The organism is Thioalkalivibrio sp. ALJ21, assembly GCF_000378605.1.
Lineage (GTDB): Bacteria > Pseudomonadota > Gammaproteobacteria > Ectothiorhodospirales > Ectothiorhodospiraceae > Thioalkalivibrio.
In genome coordinates this window covers 390,534-413,745 of sequence record NZ_KB905156.1, presented here as the reverse complement: position 1 = coordinate 413,745, position 23,212 = coordinate 390,534, and the positions used below count along the sequence as shown (strand labels likewise).

The 23,212-nt window shown below is 67.8% G+C and carries 23 protein-coding genes; 7 read left to right on the top strand and 16 right to left on the bottom strand.

The window, feature by feature from the left end:
* Nucleotides 1-131: 131 nt before the first annotated feature.
* Nucleotides 132-338 carry a hypothetical protein gene (locus tag F579_RS0107985; protein ID WP_017926221.1) on the bottom strand — a complete coding sequence of 69 codons (207 nt, stop codon included), beginning with the start codon at nucleotides 336-338 and terminating at the stop codon, nucleotides 132-134.
* 371 nt (nucleotides 339-709) lie between these two features.
* On the opposite strand from F579_RS0107985, the gene F579_RS0107980 reads away from it, so the two are divergent.
* Nucleotides 710-1,066, top strand: coding sequence for a hypothetical protein (locus F579_RS0107980; protein ID WP_019023668.1), 357 nt, complete (start codon nucleotides 710-712; stop codon nucleotides 1,064-1,066).
* A gap of 117 nt (nucleotides 1,067-1,183) precedes the next feature.
* Here F579_RS0107980 and F579_RS0107975 read toward each other — a convergent pair whose 3' ends face one another.
* Together F579_RS0107975 and F579_RS0107970 are read right to left on the bottom strand one after the other, a co-directional pair.
* Nucleotides 1,184-1,711 (bottom strand): hypothetical protein, encoded by a 528-nt coding sequence (locus tag F579_RS0107975; protein WP_017926219.1) that lies wholly within the window; start codon nucleotides 1,709-1,711, stop codon nucleotides 1,184-1,186.
* A gap of 109 nt (nucleotides 1,712-1,820) precedes the next feature.
* Entirely contained in the window at nucleotides 1,821-2,402 is a 582-nt protein-coding gene (locus F579_RS0107970; RefSeq protein ID WP_017926218.1) for a thioredoxin family protein, read from the bottom strand.
* A 149-nt stretch (nucleotides 2,403-2,551) separates the two neighbouring features.
* On the opposite strand from F579_RS0107970, the gene F579_RS0107965 reads away from it, so the two are divergent.
* Nucleotides 2,552-3,292, top strand: a complete 741-nt coding sequence (locus tag F579_RS0107965; RefSeq protein WP_019023669.1) for a ferredoxin--NADP reductase — start codon at nucleotides 2,552-2,554, stop codon at nucleotides 3,290-3,292.
* A 105-nt stretch (nucleotides 3,293-3,397) separates the two neighbouring features.
* Here F579_RS0107965 and F579_RS0107960 read toward each other — a convergent pair whose 3' ends face one another.
* Nucleotides 3,398-4,168: a carboxylesterase gene (locus F579_RS0107960; RefSeq protein WP_019023670.1), complete on the bottom strand. Its 771-nt coding sequence runs from the start codon at nucleotides 4,166-4,168 to the stop codon at nucleotides 3,398-3,400.
* An 89-nt stretch (nucleotides 4,169-4,257) separates the two neighbouring features.
* On the opposite strand from F579_RS0107960, the gene F579_RS0107955 reads away from it, so the two are divergent.
* Complete coding sequence (locus F579_RS0107955) at nucleotides 4,258-4,458, top strand: YdcH family protein (RefSeq protein WP_017926214.1); 201 nt, start codon at nucleotides 4,258-4,260, stop codon at nucleotides 4,456-4,458.
* A gap of 78 nt (nucleotides 4,459-4,536) precedes the next feature.
* Here the strand turns inward: F579_RS0107955 and F579_RS0107950 are convergent, their stop codons facing one another.
* Together F579_RS0107950 and F579_RS0107945 are read right to left on the bottom strand one after the other, a co-directional pair.
* Nucleotides 4,537-5,832: an FCSD flavin-binding domain-containing protein gene (locus F579_RS0107950; RefSeq protein ID WP_019023672.1), complete on the bottom strand. Its 1,296-nt coding sequence runs from the start codon at nucleotides 5,830-5,832 to the stop codon at nucleotides 4,537-4,539.
* Between the two features lie 18 nt (nucleotides 5,833-5,850).
* Entirely contained in the window at nucleotides 5,851-6,165 is a 315-nt protein-coding gene (locus tag F579_RS0107945) for a c-type cytochrome (RefSeq protein WP_012981651.1), read from the bottom strand.
* A 227-nt stretch (nucleotides 6,166-6,392) separates the two neighbouring features.
* Here F579_RS0107945 and F579_RS0107940 point away from each other — a divergent pair, with 227 nt between their 5' ends.
* The gene (locus tag F579_RS0107940) at nucleotides 6,393-6,704 is read left to right on the top strand and encodes a PilZ domain-containing protein (protein WP_012981652.1); all 312 of its coding nucleotides are present in this window, start codon (nucleotides 6,393-6,395) and stop codon (nucleotides 6,702-6,704) included.
* Between the two features lie 33 nt (nucleotides 6,705-6,737).
* On the opposite strand, the gene F579_RS0107935 is transcribed toward F579_RS0107940, so the two are convergent.
* Together F579_RS0107935 and F579_RS0107930 are read right to left on the bottom strand one after the other, a co-directional pair.
* Nucleotides 6,738-7,133 (bottom strand): DUF3775 domain-containing protein, encoded by a 396-nt coding sequence (locus F579_RS0107935; protein WP_019023673.1) that lies wholly within the window; start codon nucleotides 7,131-7,133, stop codon nucleotides 6,738-6,740.
* A gap of 7 nt (nucleotides 7,134-7,140) precedes the next feature.
* Nucleotides 7,141-7,455 carry a DUF2288 domain-containing protein gene (locus F579_RS0107930; protein WP_019023674.1) on the bottom strand — a complete coding sequence of 105 codons (315 nt, stop codon included), beginning with the start codon at nucleotides 7,453-7,455 and terminating at the stop codon, nucleotides 7,141-7,143.
* A gap of 96 nt (nucleotides 7,456-7,551) precedes the next feature.
* Here F579_RS0107930 and F579_RS0107925 point away from each other — a divergent pair, with 96 nt between their 5' ends.
* From F579_RS0107925 to F579_RS0107915, 3 genes are read left to right on the top strand one after another with little or no spacing between them, the layout of a single operon-like run.
* Nucleotides 7,552-7,878: a PepSY domain-containing protein gene (locus F579_RS0107925; RefSeq protein ID WP_019023675.1), complete on the top strand. Its 327-nt coding sequence runs from the start codon at nucleotides 7,552-7,554 to the stop codon at nucleotides 7,876-7,878.
* The gene (locus tag F579_RS0107920) at nucleotides 7,875-8,591 is read left to right on the top strand and encodes a response regulator transcription factor (RefSeq protein WP_019023676.1); all 717 of its coding nucleotides are present in this window, start codon (nucleotides 7,875-7,877) and stop codon (nucleotides 8,589-8,591) included. Before F579_RS0107925 ends, F579_RS0107920 begins: the two co-directional genes overlap by 4 nt.
* Nucleotides 8,592-8,631: 40 nt before the next feature.
* Nucleotides 8,632-9,954, top strand: a complete 1,323-nt coding sequence (locus tag F579_RS0107915) for a HAMP domain-containing sensor histidine kinase (protein ID WP_019023677.1) — start codon at nucleotides 8,632-8,634, stop codon at nucleotides 9,952-9,954.
* A gap of 117 nt (nucleotides 9,955-10,071) precedes the next feature.
* Here F579_RS0107915 and F579_RS0107910 read toward each other — a convergent pair whose 3' ends face one another.
* The 8 genes from F579_RS0107910 to F579_RS0107875 all read right to left on the bottom strand — a co-directional run bounded on the left by F579_RS0107910 (nucleotide 10,072) and on the right by F579_RS0107875 (nucleotide 23,103).
* On the bottom strand, nucleotides 10,072-11,328 hold the full coding sequence (locus F579_RS0107910; RefSeq protein ID WP_019023678.1) for an FAD-dependent oxidoreductase: 1,257 nt from the start codon (nucleotides 11,326-11,328) through the stop codon (nucleotides 10,072-10,074).
* A 25-nt stretch (nucleotides 11,329-11,353) separates the two neighbouring features.
* Nucleotides 11,354-15,277, bottom strand: coding sequence for an ATP-dependent RNA helicase HrpA (gene hrpA / locus F579_RS0107905; RefSeq protein WP_019023679.1), 3,924 nt, complete (start codon nucleotides 15,275-15,277; stop codon nucleotides 11,354-11,356).
* A complete protein-coding gene (locus F579_RS0107900; RefSeq protein ID WP_017926208.1) occupies nucleotides 15,277-15,861 on the bottom strand; it encodes an SPOR domain-containing protein in 585 nt (194 codons plus the stop codon). Before F579_RS0107900 ends, hrpA begins: the two co-directional genes overlap by 1 nt.
* A 3-nt stretch (nucleotides 15,862-15,864) precedes the next feature.
* Nucleotides 15,865-17,628, bottom strand: a complete 1,764-nt coding sequence (argS, locus tag F579_RS0107895) for an arginine--tRNA ligase (protein WP_019023680.1) — start codon at nucleotides 17,626-17,628, stop codon at nucleotides 15,865-15,867.
* Between the two features lie 75 nt (nucleotides 17,629-17,703).
* Nucleotides 17,704-19,899: a primosomal protein N' gene (locus F579_RS0107890; protein WP_019023681.1), complete on the bottom strand. Its 2,196-nt coding sequence runs from the start codon at nucleotides 19,897-19,899 to the stop codon at nucleotides 17,704-17,706.
* A gap of 377 nt (nucleotides 19,900-20,276) precedes the next feature.
* Nucleotides 20,277-21,665: an NAD(P)(+) transhydrogenase (Re/Si-specific) subunit beta gene (locus F579_RS0107885; protein ID WP_019023682.1), complete on the bottom strand. Its 1,389-nt coding sequence runs from the start codon at nucleotides 21,663-21,665 to the stop codon at nucleotides 20,277-20,279.
* On the bottom strand, nucleotides 21,662-21,973 hold the full coding sequence (locus F579_RS0107880) for an NAD(P) transhydrogenase subunit alpha (protein ID WP_012981664.1): 312 nt from the start codon (nucleotides 21,971-21,973) through the stop codon (nucleotides 21,662-21,664). The genes F579_RS0107885 and F579_RS0107880 overlap by 4 nt, the downstream gene beginning before the upstream one ends.
* On the bottom strand, nucleotides 21,970-23,103 hold the full coding sequence (locus tag F579_RS0107875; protein ID WP_019023683.1) for an NAD(P) transhydrogenase subunit alpha: 1,134 nt from the start codon (nucleotides 23,101-23,103) through the stop codon (nucleotides 21,970-21,972). The genes F579_RS0107880 and F579_RS0107875 overlap by 4 nt, the downstream gene beginning before the upstream one ends.
* Nucleotides 23,104-23,212 lie beyond the last annotated feature (109 nt).

Here is a 23,212-nt window from a genome sequence, read left to right as displayed (position 1 = left end):
CGCCGAGGCGATCTTCGGGGGCGGCGCAAGCTGCGGGTTTCCGGATGGAGGTGGCCGCCGTTGGTGGCACCCCCTGTAGGAGGCCAGCCCTCTGGCCGATCGGGCACTTGTGCGCAGTGATGCCCTTGGGGCTAGCGGTCGTTCAGCCAGGCGGCCCACTGGGAGTGGGTGGAGACGTCCACGCCGTCGGCCTTCGCGGCCTTTTGCAGGTGAGTCTGCAGGTCATCCATCAGTTGCGAATCCATCAACTCCGGCGCCAGCGTAAGCTGCGCGTGCAGCGTGCTGTAGACGAGCTTGAGTTCATTCACCGGATAATGCGACCAGTCGAGGTGGGCCATGCCGTCCGTTCTCCGTTGTCATCCATTGCGCTATAGCCTGCCGCCGGTCGGTGGTGTCATTCAAAAGCACCTACCAGGGAAACACTGATTAATGTACACACTCGCGTTGGCACCCCAGGTTTTCCGAGACAAGGCGCGGTGCGCAGCCGGTAGTGGTTCTACCGGCCCGTTTTTGACTGATGCGGGCAGCAACGCAGGATCGGGGAACCTGGGGTACCAACCCCGAAGGGGCTCGGCCTCCTTTGCGTGGGAACGGCGTTGCGGTTCCCTTGTGCAGAATGACTGCACGGCAGTCACCGCGCCTTGTTCGCACGCAAAAGCGACTCGAGCACGAGCGTGTACATTAATCAGTGTTTCCCTTGGAGGCGGATATGTATAAGCGTCGTGCGCGGCTGCTGGCGGCCGCGGAACGCCCGGACGGGCGCGCCGCGCGCGTGGCGGAGCTGGCCGCGGCGGCCGAGTTCGAGGACTGGATAGAGGTGCGCCCGGCGCAGGCGATGGCCGAGGTGACGGACGCCGATCTGGCCTGGGCCGATCTGCTGGTGGCGCTGGATACGGCTGCGGCCCGCGCCATGCCGTCACAGCGCCCCGCGACCTGCCGGCCAAAGTACTGGCAGTTGCCCGGCGAGACCGGGGCAGATTTCGATCTGCAGACCCTGGAGGCGCTGCGCTGCATGGTCGGCGGTATGCGCATGTTGGCGCGCGTGGATGCTGACGAAGACGCCTGACGGGTGCCCTGACCCCGCCATCCCGGCCGGAGCGTAGCGTAGAGCCGGGATCTCCTGCGGTTGGTGTTGTCCCAAGAGATCGCCGCGGCGCTGCGCGCCTCGCGATGACGGGTGCTATTAGGGGTGGTACGGGACGGGCGGCCGGGCGTGCAGCTGGGCCAGGTGGTCTTCGTAGAGGGTCCAGATGCGCGGGGCGATGGCGCCGCGCGAACCGGGGTAAGTCAGGCGGTCGGGGTTGAAGGTGGCCAGGCGCTCGATCTCGGTGCAGCGCAGCTCCTGGTCGACCACGTTGAAGATCAGGATCTGTGTGCCCTGGTCGGCGATCGGCAGCAGGGCCCCGATGATGCCGGTGTCATTGAGCCCGGGCTCGCCACGGGCATCGCCCATCTCGGCCGGTGGGCGTACCAGCGTGCCCAGCAACTCCTGGTAGGCCTGGCCGCAGGCAAAGCAGATCTCCGGCGCCCGCAGCCCCTGCACACGTTCGCAGGCCTGGCGCACGGTATTGTCCGGCAGTGCCATGCGCGCGGGCGAGATCGGGATGCGGTTGCTCTCGCCATTGGGCAGCAGGCGCGGGACGGCCTCCTGGCAGGAGGGGCAGCGCCAGGTGGCGACCCGCGGGCCGTCGATCACGTTGCTGGGCGGCATGCGGTGGCCATGGTTCAGGGTGTGCGTCCAGTATACGGCGGGCGCGGCGGGCGCGCGGGCCAGCCCGCTCCCGCTTGGTCGATTCGGTTGACCCGCTGCGGCAGGTGCGTCAGCCGTAGTAGCCCGGTTCGTTGCCCGGGCGCCACTTGATGTTGCAGCCAAGGCTCGGGTGCTGCGGTTCGGGGGCGGGCTGCCCGGCCAGCAGGGCATCGCTGGCGGCGCGCAGGTCACGCCCCGTCACCGGGCTGTCGGAGCCGGGGCGGGTCTCGTCGAACTGGCCGCGATAGAACAGCTTGCGGTCGGCATCGAACAGGTAAAGGTCCGGGGTGCAGGCCGCGTGGTAGGCCTTGGCCACGGACTGGTCCTCGTCCAGGCAATAGGGGAAGTTGTAGCCGAAGCGGCGGGCGTCATCCTTCATCTTGTCCGGGGCATCATCTGGCACGGCCTGGATGTCGTTGGAGTTGATCGCGATCACCGCGATGCCCTTGTTGGAGTACTCGCGGCCGTAGCGCGCGAACTCGTGGCGGATCAGTTGCACGAACGGGCAGTGATTGCAGATGAAGGCGATCATGTAGCCTTTTGCGTCGGGAAAGCTGTCGAGGCTGATGGTGTCGCCGGAGACGACGTCCGGCAGGGAGAAGTTCGGGGCCTCGGTGCCCAGTTCGATCATCTGCGAGGGGGTGCGGGCCATGGTTGCTCCGTTAAGCTTTGATTGGGGATTCGGGCGCCGATTATACGGATTGGGGCGGGGCGGATTAATCCGCATCGTCTGAAGGACAGCTTGAAACCATCCGGGCGCGGCACCAGTCTGGATAATACTTGAGTCATGGAGTCGGAAATATGGGCTGGGTCACGGGGACCGTGCAGGAGTGCAAACAGTGGACGGACCGCCTCTTCTCGCTGCGGGTAGAGGCGGATGTGGAGCCGTTCAAGGCCGGGCAGTTCAACCGGCTGCGCCTGGAGATCGACGGCGAGCCGGTCGCACGCCCCTATTCCTATGTGAACGCGCCGGACGAGGCCCCGCTGGATTTCTACCTGATCACGGTGCCGGAGGGCCCCTTGTCGAACCGGCTGGTGCGGCTGGAGCCCGGGGACACGGTGGAACTGATGCCGCGCGCCACGGGGTTCTTCACGCTGGACGAGCTGCCGGACAGTCGCGACCTGTGGCTGCTGTCTACCGGCACCGCGCTGGGACCCTTCCTGTCGATGCTGAAGACCGACACCCCCTGGGAACGCTTCGAGAACATCCGGCTGATCCACGCCGTGCGCAAGGCGGACGAACTGACCTACCAGGATACGATCCGGCAGTTCCAGGAACGCGCCCCGAAACAGTTTCAATACATCCCGTTCGTCAGCCGCGAACCCTGCCCGGGCGGGCTCGAGGGTCGTGTCCCCGCAGCGATTGCCGAGGGGCGCCTGGAGCATCACGCCGGGCTCAAGATCGCGCCGGAGCACTCGCAGGTGATGCTGTGCGGCAACCCGGCCATGGTGAAGGACACGTCCGCCATCCTCCGCGAGCGAGGCCTGGAGAAGAACCGCCGCCGCAAGCCGGGACACATCACCACCGAGAATTACTGGTAGGCCCTGGGTCATGGTGTAGGAGGCCAGCCCTCTGGCCGATCGGACGCCGAGAAAACCCCATCGGCCAGAGGGCTGGCCTCCTACAAATCGTGGCGTGCGCTGGGGCTAATCGAGCAGGTTGGCGGCCCAGGCGTGGATCAGTCCGGCGACATAGCGGGTGTGTTCCGGGCGCGAGAGCAGGTGGTCGGTCTGGTGCAGTGCGACGAAGCTCTTGGGGTGGTGGGCCTGCTGGAAAATCTTGCGGGCGTGATCGACGCTGACCACCGTATCGCCGGGTGCGTGCAGGAGCAGCAGCGGCTGCGTTATGCGCTCCAGCGCGCTGTCCAGCGTCGGCTCTTCGATCGACTCCAGGAAGGGCTGCCCAATCTCGACCGGGCGGCCGCCAATATTCACACGGGCGAAGCCTTCGCGCTCGATGGTGTCGGCGATGTCGCCGAACAGATGCGCGACATGGCCGGGCCGGCTGGGCGCGGCGATGGTGACAATACCCCCCAGCTCCTCGCGCTGGCTGCCGACATGGATGGCCATGGCCCCGCCGAAGCTGTGTCCGATCAACAGGTCGGTGGGCTCTCCGGTCGCCTGCTTCAATGCGTCGAGTGCCGCGTTCAGGTCCTCGCAATAGGTGTCCAGTGTGCTGTCGCGAAAGCGGCCTTCGGAGTCGCCCAGGCCGGCGAAGTCGAAACGCAGCGTGGCGATCCCCTCCTCGGCCAGGGCGCGCGCCAGGCGTACGGTCGCGGGGAAGTCCTTGGAGCAGGCGAAGCAGTGTGCAATGCAGGCCTGGCCCAGCAGCGGACCGTCATCCGGTTCGACCAGGACGCCGTTCAGGCGGATACCGCGGGGGGTGTCGATGGGCAGGCTGGTGTTGCGGATGGCCATGGGCTCGGGATGGTCCGGGCGGGGTGGGTCTGCGATGATACGCGAGCTGGAAGTATCTCGTGATCGCACAGACAAGCGAGGAGGGGCTGTTGGAGACGGAGAGTCAGATTCGTGCACGACTGGCGGAGCTTGAGTCCGAGCATCGGGCGCTGGATTCCGCGATCGCGGTGATGCACGAGCAACCGGCACCGGATGCCTTCGCGATCCAGCGGCTGAAAAAGCGCAAGCTTCAGCTGAAAGACGCCATCCAGCGGCTGCGCAGTCGCCTGATCCCTGACCTGAACGCCTGAGCCGCCCCACAAAAGAAAACGGCGCCCGCAGGCGCCGTCTCCATGCATCGCTTACAGCCGTTACGGCTGCGAGCGAGTCTAGCCCCAGATGTCCCGGGTGATCCCGGCATACCAGGCCCGGGTGTACTCGGCCTCGCGGCGACGGAAACTCGAGGTCTCGCCCGAGGGGCTGACACCGCCGGCGCCTTCGACGCCTGCCTGGGCACCATCCTGGTACTTGTACACGGCCGCCACGCTGACCCCGTGCTCCGGGGTGATCAGGCTGTAGCAGGTGTTGGCCGAGGAGGGATCGAGCGGCTCCTGATCCATCAACTCGCGCACGATCGCCGCGGCGACGATTTTGCCCTGGTTGTTGGCCGAGTGGCCGGATTTCGGCATCGCGCCCGCCACGCTGGCATCCCCCAGTACGTAGATGTTGTCGTCCATCTCCGACTTGAAGGTCCGCTGATCGACCGGGACCCAGCCTTCGTCGTTGGTCAGACCGACATCGTGGGCGATCTGTCCGGCCCGCTGCGCCGGGATGAAGTTCATCACATCCGCGCGCACGCGTTCGAAGCCACTGTCGGCCCGGGCGGTCATCTCGCCGACATCGATTTCCTCGACCAGGCCACCATCCGACGCCGCACGCCACTCGATCATGTCGCCGTAGTGCATCTCCCAGCCTTCCTCGAACAGGCCCTGCTTGGAGAAGTTGTCCTTGGCATCGAGCACGATGATCTTGGAGCGTGGCTTGTGTTCCTTCAGGTAATGCGCGATCAGCGAGACGCGCTCGTACGGCCCTGGCGGGCAGCGGAACGGGTTCGGCGGGGCGACCATGACGAACACGCCGCCGTTCGGCATCTCCAGCAGCTGCGAGCGCAGCAGTTCGGTCTGCGAGCCGGCCTTCCACGCGTGCGGGATCGTATCCGCATCGGCCTCTTCGATGCCGGGTATGTCGTCGTAGCGGAAGTCGATGCCCGGGGACATGACCAGCTTGTCGTACTGCAGGCTGCCGCCGCTTTCGAGGCGCACGGTACGGCTGTCGGCATCCACGCCAACGACCTTGTCTTCGATCACGTCGATACCGTCGCGGTCGCGCAGGTTCTGGTAACCGTGGGTGATGGCATCCATGCTTTCGAAACCGCCGATCACCCAGTTACTGCCGTAGCAGGTGACGTAGGTGGCGTTGGGTTCGATCAGCGTGACCATCATGTCCGGCGAGAACTGCTTGAGGTAGCGCGCCGCGGTGGCACCGCCGGAGCCGCCCCCGACCACGACCACATGGGCCTTGGCGCCGTTACGGGCGGCACGCGGGGCGCAGCCAATACCGGTCAGCGCAGCCGCGCTGGTGATCCCGAAGGCCTTCAGGAAGTGGCGTCGAGTAAAATTGTGCATTGTTGTCATCCCCCGTGATCAGAAGCGCGAGAAGTAGACCGACATCGCTTCGATCTCTTCGTCCGTGTAGCCCTTGGCGTGACGATCCATGATGGTCGCGTCACGGTCGCCATCGCGGAAAGCGCGCATCTGACTGCGGATGACATCCGCAGAGATGCGACCCAGATCCGGGACGCCCTTCTCGGCGCCAGCCGCGTTGTGGCAGGCCTTGCAGGAAGCGGCCATCAGCTGGCCACGGGTGATTTCGTCATTGTCGGCGATTGCCTGGGATGCGGTACCGGCCATCGCCAGCGAGGCCACCAGCCCCGCCACGAACAAACGTGATTGCTTCATGTGAACGGACTCCTCCGTCTAGAAGTGGCTTTTTATATGGCGACAGCTATCTCGGTACTGCCTTGTTTCTACTGCCCGGTGCGGTTGCCGGGCCGGTATGCACTTCCGGGTGTGTTCGCCCGGAGTTGCGCCTGATCGTGTGATGGAACGATCATTGATCTGGGATATAGCACAACGTATCCATCTTTTCGATGCATTGAGAAGGCATCTGCAGCAGGAGAGAGGCCATGACAGGGGAACGTCGGCGCCATCCGCGCATCCCGATGACCGTCGAGGTGGTGGCGGAATGCAGTGACGGGAGCCAGGTACGGCTTACCACGAACGATATCTCCGGTGGTGGGGCCTTCCTGGCCTGGGAGGATCGCGACCAGTCCGGAATTGACGTCCTCAAGGGCTTGGGCCCGGGCGATCAGTTCATGCTGCAGGTGTTCGGCCTGCTCGGGGACGGCGGCGAACCGCCGCGGGTGCAGGCGCAGGTGGTGCGGGTGATGGAAGACGGGGTTGCCGTACAGTTCGATTCTGCCGCGCTGGGGGCCTGATTCGGCCCTGGTCGGGCCCGGGTCAGTGTTTCCTTAACGGTCGGCGGCCTGCATCTGTTCCAGCCCGGCCTCCCATTCGTCCGCGATCATCGGGTTGGCAATCAGGCGATGGGCCGTGTCCGGGCTCCAGTCGTCGCGGGCATCCTCCAGCGCGCCTTCCCATTCCTCCACCGCGTAGTCGCCCCGGCCGACCGCACTGAGCGCCTGCAGCTCCGCCTGGTACTCCGGCCCGAGCCCGCTCAGGGTGTCCTCCAGCTCGCGCAGCGTCAGATCGCCCGCGTGATCCGCCAGGACCTGCATGGCCCAGTCATCGTCCGAGGTGTCGGGGTTCGAGTCCGGAAACACGACCTCCTCCTTGGCGTGGAACTCCCGCGCCGCCTGGATCAGGCGGGCCAGCGTGTCGTCCTCGATGCCCAGAGGGGAGGTCATGGCCGGGTCAGTGGGCCGTGCTGCGCTCCTGGGCGAGCACCCAGGGGGCGGCGACGATGGCGGTAAAGACAGGGTTGTTTGCCGCCCAGCGGCGCGCGTCGTCATCCGTGGCACGGGCGACCTGGTCACTGGCCAGCCATTCGCTGACCTGGTGCGTGGCATCGTCGCGGAATGCGCGGGCTACCTCGATCAGGTCCAGTTCGGGGGCTACGCGGATCACCACGCCACGGGCAAAATGCGGCATCAGTTCGTCCCAGCGCAGGGGGCCGGCTTCTTCCTCCAGAGGTACCTCGGGTTCGGAGGGGGCGGGGGCTTGGGTCATGACGGGAACATCCGGTTTCAGATAACGTTCAGGCTAGGCCTATAGCCTTGTAGCTGCAAGAGTTTGTTCGCCCACACCGTCACGGAGACTACCGCTATGCGCCCCGGACCGGAGACCGTTGCCAAAGGCGATGGCCGGAGACGCCGAGTCATCGGCGGTGCGGGTGTGCTCGGGCTTCTGCTGGCGATCCTCGTGGCGCCCTTCGCGGCGCAGGCCCAGTTCATCACCGAAGACCCGCGCGCGGCCGTCTGGACCCTGGACGAGGCTGTCTCGCGCGTCGAGGCCAACTACCCGGGGCGGGTCCTCTCCGCACGCGAAGATTTGACCGAGTACGGGAATCGCGTGTTCATCGTGCGTATCCTGACCGACAACCAGCAGGTACGAACGATCAAGATCGAGGAAGGGACGGAGCTCGACCCATGAATCTGCGCGTGGTAGTGATCGAGGACGACCTGGCTCTGCGCAGCCAGATCGCCGAGGAGATGGAGAACAACGGCTGCCGCGTGGATACTGCCTCGGATGGCGACACCGGCCTGTACCTGCTGACCGAATACCACTGCGACATCGCGGTGGTAGACCTGGGGCTGCCGGGCATGGACGGGCTCGACGTCATTCGCAAGGCCCGCGAGGTGAAGCCGCAGCTGCCCATCCTGATCCTCACCGCCCGTGACCGCTGGCAGGACAAGGTCGAGGGGCTTGAGGCCGGGGCCGACGACTACCTGACCAAGCCGTTTCACATCCAGGAGCTGGTGGCGCGCCTGCGTGCCCTGGCGCGCCGCAGCCTGCAGGCCGGCCGCGAACAGCTGCAGTTCGGGCCGCTGGTGATCGACACCGCCACCGACGATGTCCGCCTGAACGACGAGCCGGTCTCCCTGACGACCTTCGAGTACCGCCTGCTGCTGACGCTGGTGCGCCAGCCGGGGCGCGTGCTGAGCAAGGAAGTGCTGGCGGACTACCTCTACGAGCACGACGAGGATCGCGAGAGCAACGTGATCGAGGTGCTGATTGGCCGCCTGCGCCGCAAGCTGGACCCGGACGGCAACCTGGGCCTGATCGAGACCCTGCGCGGTCGGGGCTACCGCTTCGTGCGCGAGGCGGATACCGCGACCCCGTCGGATTCCACCTCGGGCTCATGACGCCGCATACAGGCTGCATCGCCCCTTTGTCCGCCATCTCATGAGACACCCCCTGCGCCAGATCCGCAGCAGCCTGACCCTGCGCCTGGCGCTGGTCGCTGGGGCTACCGTACTGGTGTTTTCCCTGCTCACGGCCTGGGTGCTGGAAGCCGCCTTTCGCGACAACGCGGCGGATGCCGTCGAGACCCGTCTGGAGGCCCAGGTCCTGCTGTTGATGGGGCTGGTTGAGGTCGTCGGGCGCAACGAGGTCCGTGTCCCCGAGATGCTGCCTGAGAGCCGTCTGCAACTGCCCGCCAGCGGGCTCTACGCCCGTATCCTAGGGCCGGATGGTCGCACGCTCTGGCGCTCTCCTTCCGCGGTAGGGGTCTCCCTGCGTGGCTGGTCGGAGGACGACTTCTTTGCCTTCAGCCTCCCCGTGCAGTGGGAGCTGGACGGTGGCCAGGTCGGGCTGACCTTCCAGATGCTGGAGGACCGCGAGGCCTTCGAGGAACAGGTCGAGCAGTATCGCGCCAGCCTCTGGCAGGGACTGATGACGATGACGTTCTCGCTGATCGTCGCCCTGGGGCTGGCGTTGTGGTTCTGGGGGTTGTGGCCACTACGCCGCGTGCAGGGCGACCTGGAGGCGTTACGGCACGGGGACCACGGCCGGCTGGAGGGCCCGTACCCGACCGAGGTGCAGGCCCTGACCGGGAGCATCAATGACCTGATCGAGTTCGAGCGCGCGCGGCTGAAACGCCAGCAGAATGCCCTGGCCGACCTGGCGCACAGTCTGAAAACCCCGATCTCCGCGCTGCGTCTCAACCTCGAGAGCCAGAACCCCGACCCCGAGGACATGCGGCGCCAGGTCGACCGGCTGCAGGCGATGGTGCAGCACCAGCTCAGCCAGGCGCAGCGCCTCGGTCCGGCGCCCTTCCAGGCGCCCGAGCCGCTGGCCCCCATCATCGAACGTACCTGCCAGGCGCTCGGGCGTCTGGCCAGCCAGCAGGGCGTGGACCTGGGCAGCGAGCTCGATCCGGGCTGTGCCCTGCGCATGGAGCCGGGTGCGATTTTTGAACTGTTGGGTAACACCCTGGACAACGCGATCCGCCACGCGACCAGTCGGGTGCGGATCTCGACGCAGTGCACGCCGCAGGCCGTCACTCTGACCATCGACGACGACGGACCCGGGATCGCGCCAGCGGATCGTGCCCGGGTACTGGAGCGGGGGGAGCGCGCCGACGTGCGCGGCGATGCCGAGGCCGGTCAGGGCCTGGGGCTCAGCATCATCCAGGCCCTGGTGCAGGACCACGGTGGCGAGCTGCATATCGAGCAGGCACCGGAGCTGCATGGGGCCCGCATCCGGATGGTGTTTCCCGCGTCGTAAACGGGGTGGCCTGCATTGCCTCATGATGGGTTTCGCGTTGCTCAACACATCCTACAGCCCGCCCTGCCTATCGTAGGATGCGTTGAGCAACGCGAAACGCATCGCCCCGGGCCGAGATCATAGCCTCAGGTCTTCCATCGGCAGGGACGGCGATTCGCCCAGCACCCCCGCGCGCACCAGCGCTGCTGCCCCGCAGGCAAAGGTCCAGCCCAGATGCCCGGATCCGGTGTTCAGGTGCAGGCCCGCGATGGCTGTGGGGCCGAGGATCGGTGTGCCACGGGCACTCATCGGGCGCAGTCCGGTCCAGGGGGCCATCGTCTCCGGGTCGAAGGTTGCGGGCAGGCCGGTCAGGGTGCGCCGACACTGATCGAGGACATTGGCCGCGCGCTCGATGTTCAGCTGACGGTCGCGGCCGGCAAATTCGGCGGTACCGGCCAGGCGCAGGCGCGCCCCCAGCGGGGTCATCACCACCTTGTTGGCGTCATCGATCAGCGGCAGGTTCAGCCGGCAGTCGGCATCCATCGGCAGGGTCAGCGAATAGCCCTTTACCGGGGCGACGGGCAGATGAAGCCCCAGCGGGCGCAGGAGGTCCGGGGCGTGGTAGCCGTTGGCGACCACGCAGGCCTCCGCCGCGATCGGCCCTTCGGAGGTCTCCACCGCGTCGATGCGGCCCCGGTGGGTGCGCAGGCGCCGTACGGTGATGTTCGGGTAGTAGCGGATGCCCCGGCGCTGTCCGATCGCGAGCAGCTGCTCGGTGAACCGTGCCGCGTCGCCGATCGCATCCCCGGGGAAGAACAGCCCGCCGCACAGGCGGTCGTGGACCGGGGCCAGTGCCGGCTCTTCCGCGATGATCCGCTCCACGTCCCAGTCCTCGAAGCGCACGTCCTCATCAATCATCGCCTCGCTGGCGGCGCGATTGTGGGCCTGGCTGGCCGGGTCCTGGAACAGCTTCAGGATGCCGCAGCGGCGAAAGTCGAAGTCCAGCCCCTCGCTCGCCAGTTCCCGCTGCAGGCGGTCGATCTCACGGAGCGAGAACGCCGCGAGGCGGGCATTCAGGCGGGTGTGCTGCTCGAACAGTGAGCGGCGGCTGTGCCACAGGAAGCGCAGGCCCCAGCCGGCCAGCCCCGGCAGGGCGCGCGGGCGCAGCAGCAGCGGCGACTCCGTGCGACCGAGAAAGCGCAGCAGGTCCAGGCCGACGCCGGGGGTGTTCCAGGGTTCGGCGTGGCTCGCATGCAGCATGCCGCCGTTGGCCTGGCTGGAGCCGGTGGCGGGGGCGGGGGCGGCATCCACCAGCACGACCTCGGCCCCGGACTCCTGCAGGTACCAGGCGGTGGCCACGCCGATGACTCCGGCCCCGATCACGACTACGCGCATTCGCTGCTTCCCCTATCAAGAATGCTCATGTGCCACTCGCCAGTCGTTGGATCACGTCCGCGTATTCGCGTTCCAGCCGCTTGGGCGACACCTTCTCCCGGGTGCCCAGTTCCTGGGCGAACTGCGAGACGCGAAACTCCTCGATGCGGTAGCGAAAGGCGAGCACATTCGGGTGGTCCGGCGCCCGCGCGATCAGTTCCTGTGCCTGCTGCCACAGCGGCTCGACCGCCACGCGTCGGGCGCGGTCCTTGTCCGGGGCCTGGGTCAGGCGTTCCAGGCGCTTGTCGATTGCCTGCAGGTAGCGCGGCAGCTCGGGCAGCACGTCATGCGGGGTGCGCAGCAGGAAATCGGCCGGGACCAGGGCCTCGAGCTGCCCGCGGATGTCGCGTGCGGCCTCGATCCAGGACAGCGGCAGATCCCCCTGCAGCCGGGTGCGCAGGTCGTGCCAGTGGCGCAGGATCTCGGCGGCAAGGCGCGAGAGCTCCATCACCGTGGGGGAGAACTCGGGCAGGCGACCCTCCAGGCGTTCTTGAAAGGCTTCGGCATCGCGTGGCCACGGCTCGGCCAGGAACACGCGGTCGGCCGCGGCCTCCAGGATCTGGTCGCGCAGGGCCTCGCAGCTGCCGAGCGTCGAGTAGTTCAGGCAGGCGCGTTCGATCTCCGGGAGCTGGCGGCGCAGGTCGCGGGCGGTCTTGCGTGCGCCCAGCAGGAACAGCCGGCGCAGCCCCGCTCGGTGGGCGCGTGCGGCCCGCGCCGGGTCCGGTTCCAGCTCCAGCGAGACCGCGTCGCCGTGATCGACCAGGATCGGGAAGGCGCGCAGCTGCGCCCCCTGGTGGTCGAACTCCACACTCTCCGGCAGCGCGCCGAAGTCCCATTCGGTGATCCCCTCGCGGGTGATTTCGTCCGGGCGGCTGGCGTCGAAGTGGGCCTCGGCGCTGTCGCCCAGCCGGCGCTTCAGCGCGGCCAGGTCGCGGCCGCTGGCTTGCTCGTGGCCTTCCGGGTCGAGGATGCGAAAGTGCATCACCAGATGTGACTCCAGGTTCTCCGGGCGCCAGGCATCCAGCGGGATCTCGGTTCCGGTCATCGCGCGCAGGGCCTCGGCCAGCGCCGGGATCAGCGGGCCCTGGCGGTGCTCGATGCGCGCGAGCGCGGCCTGCGCGAAGTCCGGCGCGGGCACGAACTGGCGGCGCAGGCCCTTGGGCAGGCTCTTCAACAGGGCGGTCACGCGCTCCTCCAAAAGCCCCGGCACCAGCCAGTCGCCCAGCCAGTCGGGTACCGCGTTCAGCGCGGCGATCGGGATGGTCACGGTCACGCCGTCGTCCGGCTGACCGGGCTCGAAGCGGTAGGCCAGCGGCAGGCGCAGGCCCTCGACCTCCAGATGGTCGGGGTAGGCCCCTTGCGGGAGTGCGGTGTCCGGCTCGTTCAGCAGTTCCGCACGGTCGATCCGCAGGGCGTCGGGGTCCCGCTTCTCGGTCTTGCGCGCCCAGGGCTCGAAGCTTGTGCCGTCGGTGATGTCTTCCGGCAGGCGGGCGTCATAGAAGTCGAACAGCCGATCCTCCTCCACCAGCAGGTCACGCCGGCGCCCGCGCGCCTCCTGCTCGGCGATCTCGGCGACCGCCGCGCGGTTTGCCTGCACCCCCTTGGAGCGGGTGCGCAGCTCGCCGCCGACCAGGCCCTCGCGGATCAGGATACGCCGCGCCTCGGCCGGGTCGTGTCTTGCGAAGTCCACCGGCTTTTTCGGGGCGACGACCAGGCCGTACAGGGTGATGCGGTCGAAGGCCCCGACGCGTCCGCTGCGACGCTGGAAGTGCGGCTCGAAGATATGGTGCTTGAGCAGATGCGCCGCCGCGGCCAGGATCCAGTCGGGCTCGATACGGGCATTGTCGCGGGCGTAGACGCGGGTGGTCTCGGCGATCTCCGCGCTCATCACCCAGGCCGGCTTCTTTTTCGCCAGGACCGAGCCGGGATGGATCTGGAAGCGGCGGTTGCGCGCGCCGAGGTAGTCGCCGCGCTCGGTCTTCTGTCCGATCTGGCTGACCAGTCCGGTCAGCAGCGCGCGGTGCACGGGCTCGGCGTCGGCCGGCTGGTGGTTCGGCTTCAGGTCCATCTCGCGGGCCTGGCGCAGCAGCTGCACGCGCAGCTCCTGCCACTCGCGCATGCGCAGGAAGTTCAGGAAATGTTCGCGGCACCAGCGCTTGAGCGCATTCGAGCCAAGATCCTCGCGCGCGGTGTGCCAGGCCTCCCACAGCCGCAGCATGCCCATGAAGTCGGAGCCCTCGACCTGAAACTCCCGATGGGCCTGGTCCGCCGCCTGCGTGGCCTCGGCCGGGCGTTCGCGCGGGTCCTGGAGCGACAGGAAGGCGGCGATGGTCGCGGTCTCGGTCACGCAGCCGTGGTCGGCCCCGGCCAGCAGCATCGCGCCGTGGCGCGGGTCGATGGGCATGCGCGCCAGCTGGCGGCCGCGCGGGGTGATGCGGCCGCGGGCATCCACCGCGCCCAGCTCCTCCAGCAGGCGATAGCCGTCCTTGACCAGGCGCGGGTCGGGCGGGTCCACGAACGGGAACTGGCGCGGCTGGCCGAGCTTCAGCGCGGCCATCTGCAGAATCACCGAGGCGAGATTGGAGCGCTGGATCTCCGGGTCGGTGAAGGGCGGGCGCAGGTGGTAGTCGTCCTCCGCGAACAGCCGGATGCAGATGCCGGGGCCCAGCCGTCCGCAGCGCCCGGCGCGCTGGTCGCAGGCGGCCTGCGAGATCGGCTCCAGGCTCAGGCGCTGAACCCGCGAGCGCCAGGAGTAGCGCGAGACGCGGGCCAGACCCGAGTCGATCACGAAGCGGATGCCGGGGACGGTCAGCGCGGTCTCGGCGACATTGGTGGCGAGCACGATGCGCCGGCCCGAGTGCGACTGGAACACCCGCGACTGCTCGCGCGCGGACAGGCGCGCGTACAGCGCCAGGACCTCGGTGTCCGCGCGCACCTGGCCGCGCAGGGCCTTGTGGGCGTCGCGGATCTCGCGCTCGCCGGGCAGGAATACCAGGATGTCGCCGGGGCCGGCCCGCTCGCATTCGGCGACCGCGTCGCGGATGCCATCGAACAGGTCGCGCTCGCCGCGACCGGCGTCTTCGTCCTCGCCAGCGTCCTCCGGCTCGATCGGGCGGTAGCGCAGTTCCACCGGGTAGGTGCGGCCAGCCACGGTCAGGATCGGGGCGTCGTCGAAGAACGCGGACAGGCGCTCCGGGTCCAGCGTCGCGGAGGTGATAATGATGCGCAGCTCCGGACGCTTCTTCGACAAGCGCTTGAGCACGCCCATCAGGAAGTCGATGTTTAGGCTGCGCTCGTGCGCCTCGTCGACGATCAGGGTGTCGTAGGCGCGCAGCTCCGGGTCATGCGCCAGCTCCGCCAGCAGCATGCCGTCGGTCATCAGCTTGACCCAGTTGTTCGGCCCGGTCTGGTCGGAGAAGCGCACCTTGAAGCCGACGGTGGAGGTCGCATCACCCCCCAGCGTGGTGCCCAGTTCCTCGGCGATGCGGCTGGCGACCGAGCGGGCGGCGATCCGACGTGGCTGGGTGTGGCCGATCAGCCCGGCCTCGCCGCGCCCGGCCTCCAGGCACAGCTTGGGCAGCTGGGTGGTCTTGCCGGATCCGGTCTCGCCGCACAGCACCAGCACCGGGTGTTCGCGGATCGCGGTGACAATTCGCTCGCGCTCGGCGTGGATCGGCAGGTCGCCGGCATACACGGGCTGTGGGCGCAGACGTTCGCGTTCGGCGGCGCCCTGTTCGGCGCTTGCAAGGCGTTGGGTCAGGGTGGAGACGAGCCGGTCACAGGGCTGGCCGCGCTTGTGCCGCTGGCGGGCCCGACGCAGCAGTTCACCCAGTTCGCGGCGTTCGCTGCCCTGCGGCAGGGCCTCCACGGTCCTCGCCAGGGCGTCCAGGTCCGGGCCCGCCGCGGCCATCAACCGTCCCGGTGACGCAGGCGCAGGGCCTCGATGTTCTCCGAGCGCAGGCGGTCCAGGGCGCGGTTGACGTCGTCCTCCTGGGTGAAGGGGCCGACAAAGACCCGGTGCCAGGTCTCGCCCTCGACCTGGACCTCGTGGACCTGCGGGCTCAGGCCCAGCAGGGAGATGCGCGCCTTCATCTCGTCGGCCTGTTCGAACCGCCGGAACGACCCGATCTGCAGGATCACTGGATCGCCCTCGGCCGGGGAAGCGGGGGGCGGGATCACCTGGTCTTGCGGGACTTCACGTTCGCCCCGAGGGACGCGGACCTCGTCTTCGGGTAGCAGCTCGTAGTAGCGAAACCGCGGCTCGTCATCGGTGGGCAGACGCTCCGGCTCCGCCGCGGGCGCCCGCTCGGCCGGGGGCTCCGGTTCGCCGAACAGGGCGCCGATGTCGGGCGAGCGATCGGCCCCCTGGAGATAGAGCACGGCGGCGATCCCGAGCCCGATCAGCAGGCCGGCGAACATCCATACCCAGCCCGGGATCGGTCGCGAGGAGCGGGCGGGGGTCGTCTTGCGGCGCTTGCGGCGGGCCTGGGCCATGGGCTACATCCGTTCGGGGGCGGTGACGCCGAGCAGGCGCAGCCCATTGTGCAGCACCTGCTTGATGCCGGTCAGTAGCGCCAGGCGTGCGCCGATCACGGTGGCATCCTCCGCGTTCAGGAACGGGACGGCGTTGTAGTAGGTATGGAAGCCGGCGGCCAGCTCGCGCAGGTACTGGGCAATCTGGTGCGGTTCGCAGGCCTCGGCGGCCGCCGCGATCACCTCGGGGAAGCGGTCGAGGCGGTCCAGCAGGTCGTCTTCCTGCGGCTCGGTCAGGCGTGCGGACAGCCCGGTGTCGTCCAGCGCGCTGGCGGTATGGCCGCGCTCGGCAGCGGTGCGCAGCACGCTGGCGATACGCGCGTGGGCGTACTGGATGTAGTACATCGGGTTGTCGTTGGACTGCGACTTGGCCAGGTCCAGGTCGAAGTCCAGGTGCTGGTCGCAGCGGCGCTGTACATAGAAGAAGCGCGCGGCATCCGAGCCGACCTCGTCGCGCAGCTCGCGCAGGGTGACGAACTGCCCGGCGCGGGTGGACATCGGCAGGCGTTCGCCCCCGCGATAGAGGATCGCGAACTGCACCAGCAGCACGTCCAGGCGGTCGTCCTCCAGGCCCAGGGCCTGCAGCGCGGCGCGCACGCGCGGGACGTAGCCGTGGTGGTCGGCGCCCCAGATGTTGATCACGCGCTCGAAGCCGCGCTGGAATTTCTCGCGGTGGTAGGCGATGTCGGAGGCGAAGTAGGTGTAGTCGCCGTTCTCGCGGCGCACCACGCGGTCCTTGTCGTCGCCGTAATCGGTGGAGCGGAACCACAGGGCCCCGTCCTTCTCGTACAGTGCGCCGTGCGTCTCGAGGTCCTGCACCGCGGCGTCGATCGCGCCGGAGTCGGCCAGGCTGCGCTCGGAGAACCAGCACTGGTATTCAATCCCGAACTCGCGCAGGTCGTCGCGGATGTCTTCGAGGATCGCGTTCAGGCCGCAGTCGAACACCGTGCGGTACAGCTCCGGACCCAGCAGCTCGCGGGCACGGGCGATCACCGCGTCGATGTAGACCTCCTTGTCGCCGCCGGCCGGCTCGTCCGGCGGCAGGTCGCGGGTCACGGCCGCGGCCGGGTGCACGGCCTGTTCGCCGATCTGCGCGGTGAGGGATTCGGCGACCGGGTAGATGTAGTCGCCCTGGTAGCCGTTGGCGGGGAACGGAACCTGTACGCCGTGCTGTTCCAGGTAACGCAGCCAGACGCTGGCGGCGAGGATGTTCATCTGCCGCCCGGCGTCGTTCACGTAGTACTCGCGGGTGACGTCGAAGCCACAGAAATCCAGCAGGTCGGCGACGGTGGCGCCGAAGGCCGCGCCGCGGCCGTGGCCGACATGCAGCGGACCGGTGGGGTTGGCGGAGACGAACTCCACCTGCACCGGACGGCCGTTGCCCACGCTGGAGCGGCCAAAGTCGGCGCCCTGGGTGGCGATGCGGCCCAGCACCTGGGTGCGGGCATCCGCGGCCAGGCGGAAGTTGATGAAGCCGGGGCCGGCGATCTCGGTGCCGGCCAGGCCGGGCACCTCGGGCATCGCGGCGCACAGGGCCTCGGCCAGGTCGCGGGGCTTGGTCTTCGCCGGGCGTGCGAGCTGCATCGCCAGGTTGCTGGCAAAGTCGCCGTGCTCGCGGTCGCGGGCACGCGTGACCTGCACCTCGACACCGTGATCGGCGGGTACACGGCCATCGGCCACCAGGGTCTCCAGGGCGGCCTCAAGGGCCTGGGTAAGGGCGTCTTTCAAGGGAACCGAGTCCGTCGTCTCAAAAGCCCGGCATTCTAACCAGAATGCCGGGCCGATGCCTGTTCTGCGCGGGTTTCAGGCGAGCGAGACCGGGTCCACGTCGATCGCGATGCGAACACCGCGCGGCAGATCTTCGGTCTGCCAGGCATGTCGTGCTTGCGCGAGCGTTCGGTGCAGGGCCTGCCGCTCGGCCGCGCGCAGCAGGATCTGCTCGCGGAAACGCCGATTCACGCGATGGCGCGGGGCGGGGGCCGGACCCAGCACGCGCAGGTCTCCGTGCCGTGCCGCGAGCAGGTATCCCGCGACGGTCTCCGCGTGGCGATGCGCCGCCGCGGCCTCGGCGGCCTCGACGCGGACCAGGGCCAGGTGCCCGTACGGCGGCAGCCCGGCCGCCTCGCGTTCGCCCAGCAGGGGTTCCAGCATCGCCGGATAGTTACCGGCATCCAGCCCCCGCATCAGGGGGTGATCGGGGTGGCCGGTCTGCAGCAGGACGCGCCCGCCACCGTCACCCCGGCCCGCACGACCGGCGGCCTGCACGATCAGTTGCAGGGTGTGTTCGGTGGCCCTCAGATCCACGCTGAACAGCCCCTGATCGACGTCGATCACACCGACCAGTCCGACGCGCGGGAAGTCGTGACCCTTGGCCAGCATCTGGGTGCCGACGACGATCGCGGCGTCCAGCTGCCGGATGCGATCGAGTGCGGCCTCCAGGGCCCCCTTGTGGCGCACGCTGTCACGGTCGAGACGGATGATCGGTGTCTGCGGGAAGTGCCGGGCCAGCGCCTGTTCCAGACGCTGGGTGCCCAGCCCGCGATGGGCCAGGGCCTCGCCGCATTCCGGGCAGCGTTCGGCGCGGGACTCCTGGTGCCCGCACAGGTGGCAGATCGCGCGGCGATCATGGGCATGCACGGTCAGGTGAGCATCGCAGTCCGGACAGTCGGCGACCCAGCCGCATGTCTCGCAGGTCAGCACTCGGGCAAAGCCGCGCCGGTTGAGCAGGACAAAGCACTGCTGGCCTTCGGTCAGGGTCTGCTGCATCGCATCCAGCAGCGGTGCGGTCAGGCCCTCGTCCGGGCTGTGCACGCGGGTATCGATGGTTTCCACACCGGGTGGTTGCGTGCCGTCCGGCCGGGTGCGCAGGTGCACATGGGTGTAGCGCCCCTGGCGCGCGGCATGCAGGGTCTCCAGGGTGGGTGTCGCCGAGCCCAGCACGACCGGGGTGTGCTCGAGCTGGCCACGCTTGATCGCCAGATCCCGCGCGCTGTAGCGAAAGCCGTCCTGCTGCTTGAATGCGCTGTCGTGTTCCTCGTCGACGATGATCAGGCCCGGCTCGGGTAGTGGGACGAACAGGGCCGAACGGGTCCCGACCACGATGCGGCGCTCGCCAAGGCGGGCCGCCTCCCAGGCGCGCAGGCGCTCGCCCTCGGCCAGGCCGGAGTGCAGGAGCGCGACCTGCCCGGGAAAGCGCTGCTGGATGCGTCCGGCAAGTTGCGGCGTCAGCGCGATTTCGGGGATCAGGAACAGGACCTGACGGCCACGCGCGACCGCATCGGCGGCCATGCGCAGATAGACCTCCGTCTTGCCGCTCCCGGTGACGCCCTCCAGCAGCATCGGGCGGGGGTCGTTCGGCGACACCGCCGCGATGGCCGCCTCCTGCTCGGGGGTCAGGGTGTAGTCGGTACCGGTGGGGGGCGCTGGGGCGCGCGGATCGGCTCGCGTCGGTTCCAGCCAGCCGCGTGCTTCCAGCTGTCGCAGGTCTTTCGCGGTTATTTGAAGGGCGGCCGTGGTGGCCAGCGTCGCGCGGTCCAGTGCGGCCCCGAGCGCGGGCAGGGCGCGCAGGATGGCGAGTTGGCGGTGGCCCCGTATTCGCCCTTCCGCGAGCGCTGTGTGGCCCGTTGGGGTGAGCCGCCAAAGGGGTTCGGGGCTCAGGGTGGGTAGGGGGTGACCTCGACGCAGGCCCGGTGGCAGCGCGCCGAGGAGGGCCTCGCCCAGCGCGTGGTGATAGTAGCGGGCCCCGAAGCGCAGGAGTTCCAGAACCGTCGGCGTCAGGATGGGCTGCGCATCGGGTGAACCCAGTGTCTCGCGCAGCTTGTTCTCGGGCACGTCGCTTTGGTGCGCGAGTGCGACCACGATGCCGACAGCCTCGCCACGACCGAAGGGTACACGGACTCGTTGCCCGGGCCTCAGATCGGTGTCTTCGGGGATCCGGTAGTCGAACAGGCGGTCCAGCGGTCGGTCGAGTGCGACCTGGGCAATTCCGATCTCGGGCATGCGACTAGTCTACGCCAGTCGGCACGGGCACAAGAGTGTGACCGTTATCCACAAAACCTGTGGATAACTCTGTGGAGGGAATGGGGTGAAAGTCGCTAAACGCCTGTTGCTGCTTGGTTCGTATCAGAATGGCTAAAAAGCGACCAAAGTGTTTTTATTTTTTTATATCAACAAGTTGTGCGTTATTGGTGATATCGGTTGGCTGTTGTGTAACCTAACTGCCATCGTTTGTATCCGCCTGTGGGTATCCTGTACAGGTCGTGTACAGGGATTGGTCTGGTATTGGTGGCTCGGAGGGCTGCACACAAAAAAGCCCGGCCGCCGCAAACGGGGGCCGGGCTCGCAAGCGGGGGCCGGGCACGAGGCCCGGCCTCGGTCTAGCCGAGGGCCTTGACCGAGGCCACCAGTTCGGCGGCCACCTTCTGGCCGTCGCCGTACAGCATCTGGTTGTTGTCGGCATAGAACAGGTGGTTCTCGATGCCCGAGAACCCCGCGCCCTTGCCGCGCTTCACGCAGATGACATTGCGGGCCTGGTCGGCGTTCAGGATCGGCATGCCGTAGATCGGCGATTCCGGGTTGGTCCGGGCCACCGGGTTCACGACGTCGTTCGCGCCGATCACCATTGCGACATCCGCAGTCTTGAACTCTTCGTTGATCTCGTCGAGATCGAAGATGATGTCGTAGGGCACGCCGGCCTCGGCCAGCAGCACGTTCATGTGCCCGGGCATACGGCCCGCGACCGGATGGATCGCGAACTTAACGTCCACGCCGCGCTTCTGCAGCAGCTGGGTGAATTCCCAGATCTTGTGCTGTGCCTGCGCGACGGCCATGCCGTAGCCCGGCACGATGATGACCTTCTCGGCGTAGGCCATCATGATCCCGGCGTCGTTGGCCTGGATCTCCTTCATCGTGCCTTCGATCTCTTCCTCGGCACCGCCGGAGGAGCCGCCGAACTGGCTGAACAGGATGTTCTTGATCGGGCGGTTCATTGCCTTGGCCATCAGCTGCGTGAGCAGCGTACCGGCCGCGCCGACCACGATACCGGCGATCATCAGGGCCGGGTTGTCGAGTACGATCCCCTTCAGGCCGACCGCGAGGCCGGTCAGCGCGTTGTACAGCGAGATGACTACCGGCATGTCGGCGCCGCCGATCGGGAGGGTCATCAGCACGCCGAAGGCCAGCGCCAGTACGAAGAACAGCAGCAGGCTGAACGAGCCGATCTCGCCGCCGCTGGTAGCCATCATGAAGCCCAGCAGCACGGTGATTGCGAAGATCGCGATGTTCACGACCTGCTGGCCACCGAAAGTGAAGGTCTTCTTCATCAGGCCTTCGAGCTTGGCGTAGGCCACCAGCGAGCCGGAGAACGCCACCGAGCCGATCAGCGAGCCGGTCACGGCGATCGCCAGACCGGTGTTGGTGACCGTTTCCGGGGTCGCCTGCAGCAGGTAGATCGCACCGATGCCTGCCGCGGCGCCGCCGCCCATGCCGTTGTACAGCGCGATCATCTGCGGCATGTCGGTCATCGCGACCTTCTTGCCGCTCCACCAGGCCAGTGCGCCACCAATGGCGATACCCAGGATGATCAGGGTGTAGTTCACGCCGCCGGAGATCTCCGGATGCACGAAGGTCACGAGCGTGGCGATCACCATGCCCACGCCGGCCCAGATGATCCCCGGACGCGCGGTGGTCGGGGAGGACATCTGCTTGAGGCCGACGATGAACAGCACCGCCGCCGCGAAGTAGGCGAGGTTGATGATCAGACTCATGCCTTATCTCCCTTCTTGTCGTCCTTCTTGCTGGTCGTGAACATCTCCAGCATGCGTTCGGTGACGACATAGCCACCCACGGCGTTGCCCGCGGCCAGGATCACGGCGACAAAGCCGATGGCCTGTTCCAGCGGCGTCTGGGCATGGCCCAGCGCGACCATGGTCCCGACCAGCACGATGCCGTGGACGAAGTTGGAACCGGACATCAGCGGGGTGTGCAGGATGACCGGCACCTTGGAGATGATCTCGTAGCCGGTGAAGGCCGCGAGCATGAAGATGTACAGCGCGATAAAGCCTTCGATGATCATGATTGCGCTCCCTTCAGGGCCTCACGGGTGGCCTCGTGCACGATCTCGCCGTCGCGGGTCAGCACGCTCTTGGCGATGACCTCGTCGTCCCAGTCCGGCTTGAACTCGCCGCCCTCGGCGATCATTGGCGTGAGGAAATTGAGCAGGTTCTTGGCGTACATCTCGGAGGCATGCAGCGGGACCTGCGAGGGCACGTTCAGTGGGGCGTGGATGACCACGCCCTTGTGCTTGCTGGTCTTCCCCGGCTTGGACAGCTCGCAGTTGCCGCCGCCCTCGGCCGCGAGATCCACGATCACCGCGCCCGGCTTCATGCCCTCGACCATGTCCTTCGGGATCAGCTTCGGGGACTCGCGGCCCGGGATCGCGGCGGTGGTGATCAGCACGTCGGCCTTGGCGATGAACTCGCTCAGCGCGTCCTGCTGCTGTTGCTTCTCTTCCGCGGTCAGTTCGCGGGCATAGCCGCCTTCGCCCTCGGCGGAGACGCCCAGATCGAGGAACTTCGCCCCCAGCGACTCGACCTGCTCCTTGGTCGCGGAGCGCACGTCGTAGGCCTCGACCATCGCGCCCAGGCGCTTGGCCGTGGCGATCGCCTGCAGCCCGGCCACGCCGGCACCGATCACGATGACCTTGGCCGGGCGGATGGTGCCGGCCGCGGTGGTCAGCATCGGGAAGAAGCGGCAGGACAGATCCGACCCCATGATCGCGCCCTTGTAGCCGACCACGGCCGCCTGCGAGGACAGTACGTCCATGCTCTGGGCGCGCGAGATGCGCGGGATCAGTTCCATCGCGAAGCTCAGGATCTTGCGTTCCTGCATCGCCTTGACCACGTCCGGGTTGCGGTGGGCGTGGAACAGGCTGACGACGGTCGAGCCTTCCGGCAGCTGATGGACCTCTTCCACCGTCGGCGGCGCCACGCGGACCATCAGGTCCGACTGGCCGTAGGCCGTCTCGGTGTCGACCACGGTGGCCGACTCGTAAGAGGCATCCGGGAAATGGGCGTTGGTGCCGGCCCCTTTCTCCAGCTGCACGGTGACGCCCAACTGGGCGAACTTGGCCGCCACCGTCGGATCCAGGGCCACGCGGCGCTCGCCGCTGGCACTCTCCTTGGGAACGGATAATTTGATTGCCATGCGCTCTCTCCCCGGGCCAAGCGTTCCCGCAATCCCTCCGGGACGTTCGGCCGCGCTCGCGGGTGGTATTAAGGACGCCGAACAAGGCTTTTGTGGCCCATTCGGCGGA